The 13,647-nt window shown below is 53.3% G+C and carries 12 protein-coding genes and 1 tRNA gene; 7 read left to right on the forward strand and 6 right to left on the reverse strand.

Annotation, left to right across the window (positions count from 1 at the left end; translation table 11 throughout):
• The first annotated feature begins 157 nt into the window (after positions 1 to 157).
• On the forward strand, positions 158 to 3,301 hold the full coding sequence (locus tag ACESQ2_RS04740; RefSeq protein WP_373170188.1) for a glycosyltransferase: 3,144 nt from the start codon (positions 158 to 160) through the stop codon (positions 3,299 to 3,301).
• Positions 3,302 to 3,343: 42 nt separating this feature from the next.
• Positions 3,344 to 4,282, forward strand: a complete 939-nt coding sequence (locus ACESQ2_RS04745; protein ID WP_064358354.1) for a hypothetical protein — start codon at positions 3,344 to 3,346, stop codon at positions 4,280 to 4,282.
• 13 nt (positions 4,283 to 4,295) lie between these two features.
• Here ACESQ2_RS04745 and ACESQ2_RS04750 read toward each other — a convergent pair whose 3' ends face one another.
• From ACESQ2_RS04750 to rlmI, 3 genes are all read right to left on the reverse strand, one after another.
• A complete protein-coding gene (locus tag ACESQ2_RS04750; protein WP_032749730.1) occupies positions 4,296 to 4,997 on the reverse strand; it encodes a helix-turn-helix domain-containing protein in 702 nt (233 codons plus the stop codon).
• 457 nt (positions 4,998 to 5,454) lie between these two features.
• Positions 5,455 to 5,772 (reverse strand): heat shock protein HspQ, encoded by a 318-nt coding sequence (gene hspQ / locus ACESQ2_RS04755; RefSeq protein WP_046877469.1) that lies wholly within the window; start codon positions 5,770 to 5,772, stop codon positions 5,455 to 5,457.
• A 60-nt stretch (positions 5,773 to 5,832) separates the two neighbouring features.
• Positions 5,833 to 7,035, reverse strand: coding sequence for a 23S rRNA (cytosine(1962)-C(5))-methyltransferase RlmI (gene rlmI / locus ACESQ2_RS04760; protein ID WP_064375145.1), 1,203 nt, complete (start codon positions 7,033 to 7,035; stop codon positions 5,833 to 5,835).
• 191 nt (positions 7,036 to 7,226) lie between these two features.
• On the opposite strand from rlmI, the gene ACESQ2_RS04765 reads away from it, so the two are divergent.
• From ACESQ2_RS04765 to yccX, 3 genes are read left to right on the forward strand one after another with little or no spacing between them, the layout of a single operon-like run.
• Positions 7,227 to 7,781: a YbhB/YbcL family Raf kinase inhibitor-like protein gene (locus tag ACESQ2_RS04765; protein ID WP_014228676.1), complete on the forward strand. Its 555-nt coding sequence runs from the start codon at positions 7,227 to 7,229 to the stop codon at positions 7,779 to 7,781.
• Positions 7,782 to 7,797: 16 nt separating this feature from the next.
• Positions 7,798 to 8,586: a helix-turn-helix transcriptional regulator gene (locus ACESQ2_RS04770; RefSeq protein WP_373170262.1), complete on the forward strand. Its 789-nt coding sequence runs from the start codon at positions 7,798 to 7,800 to the stop codon at positions 8,584 to 8,586.
• A gap of 50 nt (positions 8,587 to 8,636) precedes the next feature.
• Entirely contained in the window at positions 8,637 to 8,918 is a 282-nt protein-coding gene (gene yccX, locus ACESQ2_RS04775; RefSeq protein ID WP_004849561.1) for an acylphosphatase, read from the forward strand.
• Here the strand turns inward: yccX and tusE are convergent.
• Both tusE and yccA read right to left on the reverse strand, forming a co-directional pair.
• On the reverse strand, positions 8,915 to 9,244 hold the full coding sequence (tusE, locus tag ACESQ2_RS04780) for a sulfurtransferase TusE (RefSeq protein WP_004849563.1): 330 nt from the start codon (positions 9,242 to 9,244) through the stop codon (positions 8,915 to 8,917). The two genes, yccX and tusE, sit on opposite strands and share 4 nt — an antisense overlap.
• 88 nt (positions 9,245 to 9,332) lie before the next feature.
• A complete protein-coding gene (yccA, locus tag ACESQ2_RS04785) occupies positions 9,333 to 9,992 on the reverse strand; it encodes an FtsH protease modulator YccA (RefSeq protein ID WP_004100829.1) in 660 nt (219 codons plus the stop codon).
• Positions 9,993 to 10,259: 267 nt separating this feature from the next.
• Between yccA and ACESQ2_RS04790 the strand changes: the two genes are divergently transcribed.
• On the forward strand, positions 10,260 to 11,888 hold the full coding sequence (locus ACESQ2_RS04790) for an ABC transporter substrate-binding protein (RefSeq protein ID WP_373170189.1): 1,629 nt from the start codon (positions 10,260 to 10,262) through the stop codon (positions 11,886 to 11,888).
• Between the two features lie 141 nt (positions 11,889 to 12,029).
• A tRNA-Ser gene (locus ACESQ2_RS04795) sits at positions 12,030 to 12,117 on the forward strand.
• Positions 12,118 to 12,295: 178 nt separating this feature from the next.
• On the opposite strand, the gene ACESQ2_RS04800 is transcribed toward ACESQ2_RS04795, so the two are convergent.
• Positions 12,296 to 13,588 (reverse strand): haloacid dehalogenase-like hydrolase, encoded by a 1,293-nt coding sequence (locus tag ACESQ2_RS04800; protein ID WP_046877467.1) that lies wholly within the window; start codon positions 13,586 to 13,588, stop codon positions 12,296 to 12,298.
• Positions 13,589 to 13,647: the final 59 nt, after the last annotated feature.

The raw sequence follows: 13,647 nt of genomic DNA on the forward strand, positions 1-13,647 counted from the left end.
TTGCGGTCCGCTAGCCCGGATAAGGCGCGTTGAGCGCTGCCTCCGGGGAGTGTGCCGGGCCGAGCCATCGGCGCAATATCTAAAATGGGTTTGTTTGCAGTCTCTGATAATAATTTTTAAACATTCAACGCATTCTTGAATAAACGGAGAGGGGAAGATGGCGCTAAGTGATTTACTGCAACAAGCCTGCTTTCAGGCGAAAAAATTAAAATCCACCGTATTGCCTTCTGACTATCCGGCATGGGTAATCTTCTTTAGCGTCAGCGATGGCCAATCACGCGCACATATGCATATTTCTCGCGGTACCAGCTTCGATCTCGCGTGGCTGGCGGGGGCCAGAGCGCTGCAGGAGTGGCGTAAAAAACAGGACCGCGAACCGCAGTGGCTGCGGGTTGACGTCGTAGACAGCGTGGAAAAGCTCAGCTGGCAATCCCTCAATGAAAAATTCATGGTCACCAAGCGTAACTATTTTCGCTTTGGCCTCGCGTTTGACCCGCAGTTTAATTGCGCAATGCTCGAGCAGGAAATTGCCGGCAACGCGCTGCTCTACGATGGCGATAACGGCGTCGTGGCGCCGAATAGCGTCAATCTGGAAAACTACGCCCGGCGGCGGTTTAAACAGACGCTTAGCTGGCCGCAGGATCCGCAGCAGCCGCTCTGGCGCTTTAAAACTCAGGGGATCTTCTGCGATCGTTTTGGGACAAAAGTGATGGAACAGAGCGGGCGAGGTTCCGGCTATCGCGTTATCGGGGAAAACTGGCAGGACGAGTGCCTCGCCGAGGTGATTAAAAAAGGCACCGATTATCTGGCCCGTCAGGTAAAGCAAGACGGCCTCTACCATTACGGCTGGTTTCCCTGTTTCGACCGCCCGGTCCGATCCTATAACGCGCTGCGCCACGCCAGCTCCACCTATTCGCTGATTGAGGGCTGGGAAGCGACCCGTCAGCCGTCGGTTCGTCAGGCGATAGACCGCGCGATTGCGTACCTGGTTAACACGCTGATTGAAGTACGGACGCTGGACGATGGCCGCGAGGCGGCGTTTCTCTGCGACGTGGGCGATGAGATCAAGCTCGGCGGTAACGCGGTAAGCATCCTGGCGCTGGTGAAATACACCGAAACGACCGGAGACCGGCAATATCTGCCGCTGATGGCGCAGCTGGCGACCGGCATCGCCTTTATGCAGGATCCGCTCAGCGGCCAGTTTGTTCACGTATTGAATAGCCACGATCTGTCGCTGAAAGCCAAATTCCGCATCATTTATTACGATGGCGAAGCGGCTTTTGCTCTTATGCGCCTGTACGGCCTGACCAAAGCGCCGCAGTGGCTGGAGATGGTGGAAAAAGCCTTCGCCTATTTCATTAAAAATAAGCACTGGCAGCACCATGACCACTGGCTGAGCTACTGCGTTAATGAGTTAACCCGCTTTCGCCCGGAAGAGAAGTACTTTCGCTTTGGCCTGAACAACGTGCGCGATCATCTTGATTTTGTGCTGCATCGCGTCACCACCTATCCCACGCTGCTGGAATTAATGATGGCGGCGTCTGAGATGGTGACCCGTCTGGACGCTTCTCCCGAGCATCGCCATCTGCTGGCGGATTTTGACCAGCAGAAGTTCTGGCAGGCGCTGGAAGTTCGGGCGCGCTATTTGCTGAACGGCTTCTTCTGGCCTGAGCTGGCGATGTTTTTTAAAAATCCCGCACGGATCGTCAACAGCTTCTTTATTCGCCACCACAGCTACCGCGTGCGTATCGATGACGTCGAGCACTACCTTTCCGGCTTTATCGCCTATCAGAAATACCATTTAGCGGCAAAAAAGCCGCTGCTCCCGCAGGACGACGCGCCGCCGTCGAATAACGCGATCCCCGTTTTTCTGCTGGAGACGCTGCGCGACGTCGGCAACGGTATTGAGGTGGCGGCCATGCGGCGGGCGAAGCTCTTTACCGAACATTTGCGCACCGTGCCCTGGATAGTTACCGCGACGTGGAATCCCGAATTGTCCAGAGCGGTGCGGGCGCTGAAAGCACGCGGCGCGCTGCCCGAAGAGGTGCCGGTTTATAACCTCTATGAGTGGCTCAGCGATTGCTTTGAGATGAACGCGATCGCTGCGCTGGCGCCGCTGGTGGGCAATATCGAGCTCAGGCATGCCGTCAATCCCGGCGCGGATGTCGCGGTGGGTAAACACAACTTCCTGCTGCGTCCGCAGGGGAGAATCATCGAAGACTACATTGATAGCGCCGGTAATATTCTGCTGCGCAAAAGCTTTGACGAGAAAAAGGGCAACGTGCAGCTAAGCCATCTTGAAATTGCCCTGGCGGGCGGTGAAGTCAAACGCTTTGCTCAGGAAGAGGCGTTTTATGCGTGGATGCTGGAAACCCGGCTGGCGGAAAAAGGGCGCTGGCATTTTATCGTCGATAAAAATAAAACGTGGAAAAGCTTCGTCTGCTCGCGGCCCGCACAGCGTATGGCGTGTACGCTTAGCGCGATTATTCACTCCCATCATCAGCTGTCTAACGGCGCGCTGAAAAGCTCCTACCGGCATATCCTCGAACAGCCGGAGCTTGTCGATCGGCTGATTGTCCTCACCGATGAGCAGTGGCAGGACCTGCAGCTGGAGGGCTTCCCGGCCGCGCGGATGGCGGTGATCCCCAATCATCTCGATAACGGCAATATTCCGGCGAACCCGCAGAAAACGCCATCGCAGACGGTCATTTATCTGGCGCGCTACTCGGAAGAGAAGCAGCATGCCTTGCTGCTGAACGCCTTTCGTAAAGTGCTGACGGCGATCCCCGATGCGCAGCTGCACACCTACGGGGTCGGGCCGCTGCGGCGCAGCTTAAGCGCGCGGGTGGCGGAGTGGGGGCTGGAGAAGGCGATCCATATCAACGGCTTCACCTCCGACATCGCGCAGGCGCATAAAACGGCCTGCTGCACGGTACTTTGTTCGACTCAGGAGGGGCAGTCTCTCTCCGCCGTGGAGGCGATGGCCTACGGTACGCCGCTGATTAGCTTTGCCATTAAGTACGGTCCGCGCGACATCCTGCAGGACAGGGAGGCGGGGATTCTGGTGCCCTGCGGCGATGAGGAGGCCCTGGCGGCGGCGCTGATCGCCGTTATCTCCGACAAGTCGCTGCAGCAAAGTATGCAGCAGGCCGCGCTGCGCAACGCCCAGCGCTACTACGGCAGCGCTATCGCCGGACGCTGGACGGCATGGCTGCAGACAAGCGAGCGTCAGCTGTATGCCGGCGCGGAGCGCGGAAACGGGCTGGAAAAAAAGCGTCCTCGGGCGGTTAACGTTGGCTAACCGTCAGCGCCTTTTTTATTCCCGCGGCCCTCAGGCGTGGCGATGAGGCGAGTCATCGCGCTCCTGCTGGCATCCTGCTGCTGTTCGCCGCTGCTGGCGCGCGATGTGGTGCAGGTTTCCCGCTGCGTTCCCGGCTCTTTGCTTCATGGGCATAGCCTGGAAAAAGCGCACGTCGTGGATGACTTTCATATTTACTACAGCCTGCAGGGTAGGGACGCCCTGCAATATCCGCAGGATAGTACCGGCGAGGGCGTGCCGGATGTCGTGAAAGACATTGCGAGCCAGCTCCAGGCTGCGAAATATCTCTACACCTCGCTGCTGGGCCTGCGCTCGCCGCTGCAGCAGAAAATTTATCGCCAGGCCCGACAGATCAACATCTACCTGCTGACGCTCCCCAAAGGTCACGGCCTGGCCTTCGATCGGGTGGCGGCAGAAACCATGGGTGACGGAACGGCGCTGCCCTGCGGCTTAAAAATTGTCCTTAACGCCGCGCTGCGGCCGGCGCGCAACATTACGCCAGCGCATGAATTATTCCATTTGTATCAATACGGCTACGGGGTTTTTAAACAGAAATGGTACCTGGAAGGTATGGCGCGCTGGATGGAAAATGCCTTCAGACCCGCGCAGGAAAGAGTCGTGCCTTCACCCGGGGAGGTTACCTGCGAGAGCAACGTTTCTCGCGGCTATAGCGCGGCCACCTTTTGGGCCAGCTATGCGCAGCAGGCGTTTGCCGCCACGCTAGTGCCGGATAACGCGCTGGCGTATCGCTATGTCGACGGCAGCCCGGTGTTTCAAACCCGGACGGTACCCGGCGGCGCGATGCTGGCGCCTTTTTTTCAGCAGCTTGCGCTCAGCAGCCGGCGCATTTCTGGTGAAATGAAGCTGCCCAATATCCGCTGGAGTGAACAGCAGCAGCGCGACGGGCGGTTCAGTCGCCTGATTTGCCAGGCGTTAGCCGCGACGGCGCAGAATAAAAAATAAGCGGTATGCATACTCATTCTGCTGGCTGCGCGGGCCCGGATTTTGAATAAAGCCTGTTCATCTTTTCCGGCAGATCAATAATATCCGTCAGGATGCCGCGCGATAAATGGATATAGCCGTCACTCTTCAGCTTCGATAATACCCGCATGATGCCGCTGCGGGACAAAAAAGAGTGGTCCATAATATAATTCACAGCAGTGATGTTATTCTTAATTGCATTTGGTTCATCAATAAGTTCGAGCAGATGGGTACGTATAATTTCGTATGCGGAGAGTTGTGATATCGTCATGCAATGGGCATAGACTTTGGCCGAACTATAATCCTGCAGCATCGCCAGCGATTGCCAGAGATGATATTTGACGACCTGCTCATGAAAAAAACGTTGTGGAATCAAAAGCAAGCGCGATGTTTCTTTCGTTTTAACATACAGATGGCGGGTATATGCCAGCTGGCAGCTGGCGCCAAAAATAAACGGTGCGCTTTCAGCATTAAGGATCATTCCATCGCTTATGCGGTTTAACGCCACGCTCCCGTCGAATAAAATGAGGCACTGTCTTTCACCATTCCGCGTCAGGCTGATGTTGCGTTTTTTGCTAATGGTGCAGGGCGTATGCTCTTTAGCGATTATCTCAATCAATTTTTCAATATGATCGGTGGGCTTCACGACTTTGCTTAAAATTTCATCGCGGAGCAGCGAGTGATTATTCCTCTTCATTGTTACCCTTTTAAAACAATGAGTTGAAAATATTATTGAATGGATATTGTACGCGTCTAATAATCAATAATATGCTTTCTGTTGGCAACTTATCGAACATTGCCAGGATTATTTTCCTGCGATAAATTACGATTTGTAATCTAAAACCTGTAATTCATATTAGTCAATATAAATTGATTTTTTTATTGTTTTTTTAAGCCAGGTAGATCTTTTTTTGCGGCTGGTATTTTTGCGCAAAAAGTCACGTTATTGCGCGTGAGGAATTTCTCGCTTCGTTTTTGATTTTTTAACGCGGCGATAAGCGGAGTGAGTCAGATAGGTATATGTGTTTATTAAATAAAAAAGCGCGGCGTTTATTTTTTATCCTGTTTGCCGCATACGCGGCGGCAAGGAGGAGATGAAAATAGCCAACGGGGTTTTAAACCTGGCGGTATCCAGGCGTAAAACCCACAAATGACTAGTTGCGCAATCGAGGCGCCTGCAGCTGCTGGCGAATGGTTCTGGCCAGTTCGTCCAGCGACGGCTGTTCAGGATGTTCGTCGCTGGGCTCGCTGCTCAGCTGCGCTTCTGCGAGATAAGTGTGAATCGGCTGGCCATCATCGTCTTCCATCACCACATGATACCAGGGCGCAAGGCGCAGTTCGTCGTTAGCGGCGATTTCATCCTCTTCCGGCTCCGTGAGCGAGTACTCGGGATCGACATCGACGACCACGCCCAGGTAGCCCAAAAGCGTGTGGCGAACTTGTTGGCCGATACCGAATTTGCTGGCTATCATAAGCACCTCCTGGGAGACATGATTACCTGCTATATGCGGGCCGATTCTCCACTTTTCAAGTTACATGATGCGGCAAGCAAACCCTTTCAGATACAGCCCTTCGGGGTAGGTTGCTATCACCGGGTGGTCGGCAGCCTGGCGGAACTGTTCTATAAATTGTACATCACGTCCGGCATCCAGGGCGGCATCGGCAATGATTTTCTGAAATAAATCGGTGGTCATCAGGCCGGAGCAGGAGAAGGTCAGCAGGACGCCGCCGGGATTCAGGAGCTGAATCGCCAGCATGTTGATATCCTTATAGCCGCGGCAGGCGCCCATCAGCTGGCTTTTATTTTCAACAAACTTCGGTGGATCCATCACAATCACGTCAAACTTTTCGCCGGCGTCGCGATATTTCCGCAGCAGCTTGAAGACGTCGTCGCGGATGAACTCCGCTTTAGACAGATCCAGCTTGTTCAGCTCAACGTTCTGCTTTGCGACGTCCAGCGCCTCCTGCGAGGTGTCAACGCTGACAACCTGACGGCAGCCGCCCATCAGCGCGGAGATGGCAAAACCGCCGGTATAGGAGAAGCAGTTCAGCACGCGCTTATCGGCGACGTAGCGACGGGTCGCCAGGCGGCTGTCGCGCTGGTCAAGGTAATAGCCGGTTTTGTGGCCGCCCTGAATATCTACCAGCAGCTGCATACCGTGCTCGGTAATTGGCAGCAGGGCAGGCGGCAGTTCGCCGACAACCGGCCCCTGCGCCAGCTCCAGCCCCTCTTTTTTACGCACCGCGACGTCGCTACGATCGTAGATAGCGCAGTTCGGAAACAGGGTTTGCAGCGCGCTGACAATCGACGCCCGCTGGTATTCGGCACCGGCGCTCAGCAGCTGCAGTACAAAAAAGTCGCCAAAACGATCGATGGTCACGCCCGGCAGGCCGTCGGACTCACCGGCTATCAGGCGATAGCTATCGAGCCCGTCGCGGGCCGCCAGCCACTCGCGCCAGGTTTGCGCCTGCTGCAGGCGACGTTCGAAAAAGGCGTTATCAATGGCTTCACTGCGATCGAAGCTCCAGACGCGGGCGCGGATCTGTGAAGACGGCGAATAGGCGCCGCGGGCCAGCCATTTTCCCTGCGAATCAACGATATCGATGGTCTCACCTGAACGGGCCTTACCTTCCATCCGGGCGACGGCGCCGGAGAAGATCCACGGATGGCGACGCAGCAGGGATTTCTCGCGTCCTTTGGTTAACACTAAGCGGGGGAAAATGGAGTCTGTCATGGGGCTACCTTTAAGCAACGGGAATGTCGGCACCGAAAAAATGGCGCGTAGATTAGCACATGTGGCTGAGGCAAGCACCATTCCACCGGTATCGACAAGTGAGCGTTTCGGCACAAAACGCAGGCGCTTTGGCACAATAAAAAACATGCCGGGATCTTACAGTATTTCCTCACCTTACGGAGGAAAATACGATGAAAACAGGATTGAAGGTCGCAGCCGCGATGATGGTTATTATGAGCGGGACGGTGATTGCCGCGCCGTTTAGCGTCAGCAGCGCGGATATGCGCGACGGCCAGACGCTGGCGCAGACGCACTGGTTTGGCGGTTTTGGCTGCACCGGCGGCAATATCTCACCGCAGATCGCCTGGAAAAATGCTCCGGCGGGTACCCGCAGTTTCGCGGTGACCGCTTACGATCCGGATGCGCCGACCGGGAGCGGCTGGTGGCACTGGACGGTGGTGAATATTGCCCAACAGGTGACTGGCTTAGCCGCTGGCGCCGGAGACAAAAATAACGCTAAACTGCCCGCCGGGGCGATACAGGGGCGCAATGACTTTGGCTATGCGGGTTTTGGCGGCGCGTGTCCGCCCGCCGGAGATAAACCGCATCGCTACCGCTTTACGGTATGGGCGCTTGATACCCCGACGTTGCCCATTGATGGTGAGGCCAGCGGGGCGTTAGTCGGATTTATGTTACACAGCCACGCTATCGCCAGCGCGCAGTTAACGGCGCTGGCCGGAAGATAATAAAAAGGGCGGCATGATGCGGAACATCCATTTTCACCATAACGCGTTAACAGCGGCGGAAATCACTACCCGTCGTTTATGCAAACTGCACCGCGTCACGCTGTTCTCGCCGGCGATCTGCCGGGTAAACCGCGGCAGTAAGGTCATTGTGCAGGGCGTCAGCGAGATGCTGGCAACGCCGCAGCAGCTGATTATTTTGCCCGCCGAGGTTGAGCTCGAGGTGATTAATCAGCCGGAAAACGGGCTGTTTTGCTCCGACCTGCTCTCACTCACGCCGGAACTGCTGGCGGATTTTAAGCACCGCTATATGAGCGAGCCGCAGACCGGTCGTCTGACGTCGCTTTGCGCGCCGCTGGCGCCGGAAATGTCGTTTATGTGGCAAAGCGTCCTGCGGGCGGTACGGGAGGGGCTCAGCGCCGAGCTGCAGCACCATCAGGCGACGGGATTGCTGCTGGCGCTGTATCAGGCTGGCTACGCCGGGCCGCTGCTCAACGAGCGGCGCGAGGACATAACCGGTCAGGTCAGGCAAATTATTATGCTGTCGCCTGCCGAAGCGTGGAGCGTAGCGAAAGTGGCTAAAATGCTCTTTCTTGGCCAATCGACGCTGCGTCGTCGTTTGCAGCAGGAGTCCCGGAGCTTCCGCCAGATCGTGGAAGAGGTCCGTATGGCCTACGCGCTGGGGCAATTACAGTCGACGTCGCGACCCATTGGCGACATTGCGCAAAGCAGCGGCTACCTGTCAGGCTCGCGCTTCAGCGCCCGTTTTCGTCAGCACTATGGATTATTACCTAAGCATGTACGCTAACGGAATTTGCTATCCTCTGTATTGAGTCATTGGCCGAAAAGGGGGGGAACATGGCAACGGTTTGCACGATGGCGTGGGTATACGGCTCCGTTCAGGGCGTCGGGTTTCGCTATTCGACCCAACGCGAGGCGCTGCAGCTGGGATTAACGGGATACGCGCGCAATCTCGACGACGGCGGCGTGGAGGTTCTGGCCTGCGGAGAACCGGACCAGGTGGAGAAACTTATTGCCTGGCTGAAGGCCGGTGGGCCGCGCAGCGCGCGGGTGGACAGGGTTCTGACCGAGCCCCATCAGCCCACCAGAGAGTGGCAGAAATTCGCCATTTTGTATTAGATGCATTTAACCGGTTTAGGCAGTCCGGCGATTTTTGTCGCCTGCTTAGCCGGGCCTTTCGGGAACAGGCGGTAGAGATAGCGGCTGTTGCCTTTCTCTTCGCCAAACTTGTTCGCCATGGCCTTCACCAGCATACGAATCGCCGGTGAGGTGTTAAATTCCAGATAAAAGTCGCGCACAAAGCGCACCACTTCCCAATGCTCAACGGACAGGCTGATGCCCTCCTGCTCAGCGATAACGGCCGCCATCGCTTCGTTCCACAGGGTTGTGTCCTTCAGATAGCCTTCGCTATCGGTCTCTATTTCATTGCCTTCAAAGATAAACATGATTCTTCACATACCGCTGAAAATGGCGGCAGTGTAGCAAAAAATAAGGCCCCGCATAAGCGGGGCCTGAGTACAGACGGGGAGAGGATTAGTCTCTGCTGGCGAAGCCAAGGATGCTCAGCAGGCTGACGAAGATGTTGTACAGCGAGACGTACAGGCTAACGGTCGCGCGGATATAGTTAGTTTCACCGCCGCGGATGATGTTGCTGGTCTCAAACAGAATGGCGCCTGAAGAGATCAGGATAAACACCGCGCTAATCGCCAGATGCAGAGCCGGCAGCTGCAGGAAAATGTTGGCAACCATACCGATAAGCACGACCACCACGCCCGCCATCAGCATTCCGCCGAGGAAGGACATATCTTTACGGGTGGTCAGCACGTAGGCCGAGCAGCAGAAGAACACCAGCGCGGTACCGCCCAGCGCCAGGCCAATCAGATCGCCCATACCCGCAGACAGGTAGGCGTTAAGCATTGGCCCCAGGATGTAGCCCAGAAAACCGGTAAAGGCGAACGCGGAAATGATACCCGTTGGCTTATTCGCGGTTTTATAGGTCAGGAACATCAGGCCGTACATACCGACCAGCGTCAGAATCAGACCCGGAGAAGGCAGCATCAGCACCGTGCTGGCCGTCGCCGTAATAGCGGAAAATGCCAGCGTCAGGCTAAGCAGGAAATAGGTGTTCCGCAGAACTTTGTGCGTGCTAAGTAGCGATGAACGGTCTCGCGACGATGTAATTATACGATCCATGAGTCACTCTCTTATGACAGATGTAATTAATAACGAAGCATAAAAAAAACAGGGCCTAAGCCCTAATGCTTTTACCCATCTTTACTCAAAGTCAGCGGGCTGAATGCAGCACATTATTCCAGGAAAATCGGAATAAGTGGCATTTTTATTTGTTCGCCTTCCGGAGTCAGATCGAAATCTGATAACTCACTGAAAAATATTGCGTTATAGCCATTCTGCGACTAACTCTGGAGAGGGTACTCACGAAGCGTAACAAAGGCAAGGGATATGAAAACACAAAAATATAATCACATCACACGCGTACTGGTGGCCGTCGGTCTGTTCTCCATGGTCATCCCGGCGCTGGCCGCTCAGGTACCGCCGGGAACGGCGTTGGCCGAAAAGCAAGAACTGGTCAGAAATAACGGCAGCGAACCGTCGTCGTTGGATCCGCATAAAGTGGAAAGCGACGTTGAAAACAACATTATCAGCGATCTTTTTGAAGGGCTGGTCAGCGTATCGCCAACAGGAGAGATTGAGCCCCGGCTGGCGGAGAAGTGGGAGAATAAGGACAACACCGTCTGGACGTTCCACCTGCGTCCCGGTGTAACCTGGTCCGACGGTACGGCGATCACGGCGCAGGATATTGTCTGGAGCTGGCAGCGTCTGGTGTCGCCGCTCACGGCGTCGCCTTACGCGAGCTATCCCGGCAATATGCATATCGTCAACGGGGCGGAGATCGCGCAGGGGCAAAAAGAGCCCGAGACGCTGGGCGTCAAAGCGGTAGATGATGCCACCCTTGAGGTCACCTTAACTCAGCCGAATGCGGCGTTTCTGGCGATGCTGGCGCACCCATCTTTGGTTCCGCTCGATAAAGTGCTGATATCGCGCTACGGCGACAAATGGACCAAACCGGAGCATATCGTAACCAGCGGGCCCTATAAGCTGTCGCAGTGGGTGGTGAATGAGCGCATTGTGGCCGAGCGCAATCCGCGCTACTGGGATAACGCGCATACGGTCATCAATAAGGTGACGTACCTGCCGATAAGCTCTGAAACCGCCGACGTCAACCGCTATAAGGCGGGAGAGATCGATATTGTGTATACGGTACCGATTAATCAGTTTGCCCAGCTCAAAAAAACCATGGGCGATCAGCTGGATGTTTCGCCGCAGCTGGCCACCTATTATTACGAATTCAACACCACCCGGCCGCCGTTTAACGACCCGCGCGTACGGCGGGCGCTGAATATGGCCCTCGATAAAGACATTATCGCGGAGAAGGTGCTGGGGCAGGGGCAGCGTCCGGCCTGGCTTATCAGCCAGCCTGACATCGGCGGGGTGAAGCTGCACAATCCCGAGTACGCCAGCTGGCCGCGCGAGAAGCGTATCGCCGAGGCGAAAAAGCTATTGAGCGAGGCCGGGTATAATGAGACCCATCCGCTGGTCTTTAATCTGCTCTATAACACGTCCGAATCTCACCAGCGAATTGCCATCGCCGCCAGCTCAATGTGGAAAAAGAACCTTGGCGTTGAGGCGAAGCTGCAAAACCAGGAGTGGAAGACCATGCTCGACGCCATGCATACGCATAATTTTGACGCCGTGCGCTACGCGTGGATAGCCGACTATGACGACGCCGCGACGTTTCTCAATAACTTCCGCACCGGCGACAGTGAAAATACCAGCCAGTACAGCAACCCGGCCTACGATGAGGCGCTGCGCAATGCGGCAAAAGCCTCTGACACGACGGCACGGGGCAAGTTCTACCAGCAGGCGGAGGATCTGTTAGGTCAGGATGTCCCGGCCATTCCGGTCTATCACTACGTGCGCACCCATCTGGTCAAGCCATGGGTAGGGGGATTTACGTCGGATAAGCTGGGGTATTACTACACCAAAGATATGTACATCAAAAAACATTAACGCGAAGAGGGCGGTTTGCGCTGAAAATCTGCGCAAACTGCCTGAATTTCAGACGAATAACGCGTTTTTGTTTAATTTTAAGGCAGTTGAATAAATTGGTGCTTTACAGCCTGAACAGAGGTGTTTATAGTGCGCCTCATTGGAAGCGTGGCCGAGCGGTTGAAGGCACCGGTCTTGAAAACCGGCGACCCGAAAGGGTTCTAGAGTTCGAATCTCTACGCTTCCGCCAAATTCTAAATAAAATCAAGAGCTTGAAGAATAGTTTTGATTTTATAGTGCATGAAGTAGTACAAAAAAGCCCGTTTATACGGGCTTTTTTACATCTAAAGCCCGTCCTTTGCTCAATAAATATCCATTCACTAGCAATGCCCCCGTTTCAAGTAAGAGGCATTGCTGTAAGTCGATACCTATGGTAAAGATACTTTGTTATTAGTGCCCATCAGTATGCTACTTTGTGATGGTAAAAATTCCCCTTTATTTTCATCTCTTCCTTGTAATAATATTTTTGCATCATCTTTATTATAGTCACGAACGGCTTTAGCTGATAGCTCACCGATAATGGTGTCAGATGAGCGTAGCCGGTTAATAATAAGAACTAACTTTGTGTCATTAAAGTCGGACATCATGTTTTGATCTCCTTCGCTATCGCCAGCAACTAATATTGGTCCTGTATTTTTGTAATGTTGTTGTATAAATTTCTTTATGGTTTCGGTTTTACCTTTACCTTGCGTCTGGGGATAGTATGGATCGAGGCTGTGAGTCAATCTACCTTCTTTATCATATAAGGGATGCATTGCATAGACATGAGACTCAGGAACAGAAAAACCATATTTTCCTGTAGTAACGATGCTTTTTATCACATCTAAAGCTGAAGCGGAAATGACATAAACATCAACACCTGCCTGCTGTAGGTTTTTATATAATGTCTGCATTTCTGGGATCAGCCTGAATCCATTTTTCCATGTTACTGATACGATACCAGCTCGGCCTGCCATATCAGCCGGGCTTACCCATGTCACCTTTCCGATAGGCTGATTATTTTGCCACTCAATAGTATCGTGCACTAAATCAGCTACTTCTTTTTTGGACATGCCAGAAAAAAGATACGTCACCCATGGATAAGATACCTCATGGTCGAATGACCCACCTATTGCATCATATAAATATCTCATTTTCACTATAAAATTCATATAATTGGAATTTTTTTTAATTTCATCAAGCGTTTTATTACCCGCAAATCCGCTGTAATTATTGTATAGCCATGTGTAGCTATCAATAATGTCTTGACCAATGAGGTTTATATTAACCGGTTGATGATTTTTATTATTATAATCCGAGTTAAAGTTTGAAGGCGGTATATCTTTGTAAATTATCTGTTTCAATATTTCAGGTTTCATCGAAAATTTAAGGTTTTCTAGTTGATAGATAAGCGTTGCCTCTTCGATATCCAGAAAAGCTGTTGTGTTGTCAAAATCAAAAACAGCATATAAAGAATGCGCTGGCTTCTGCTTTGCTTCTTGAATGAGTCTGTCAATTTTTCTTGAGTTGAATTCGTCCCAATTACCGATAACTATTTGCTTTTGTTGGGGAATCGCAGTTTCTAAATTTTGTGACACTTGATTTGTGTTACTGGCACTGGCCGTTGTTCCATATACTCCAAAAAATACGGATAGTAGTGCATATATTATTGTCATTTTCATGATTAATTCCTTTTTTAGGGTGCATTACCATCTGTAGCAAAAAGTAAAAGCCAGCTATA

The organism is Klebsiella sp. Q11 (assembly GCF_964241505.1).
In the GTDB taxonomy this organism is placed as follows: domain Bacteria; phylum Pseudomonadota; class Gammaproteobacteria; order Enterobacterales; family Enterobacteriaceae; genus Klebsiella; species Klebsiella michiganensis.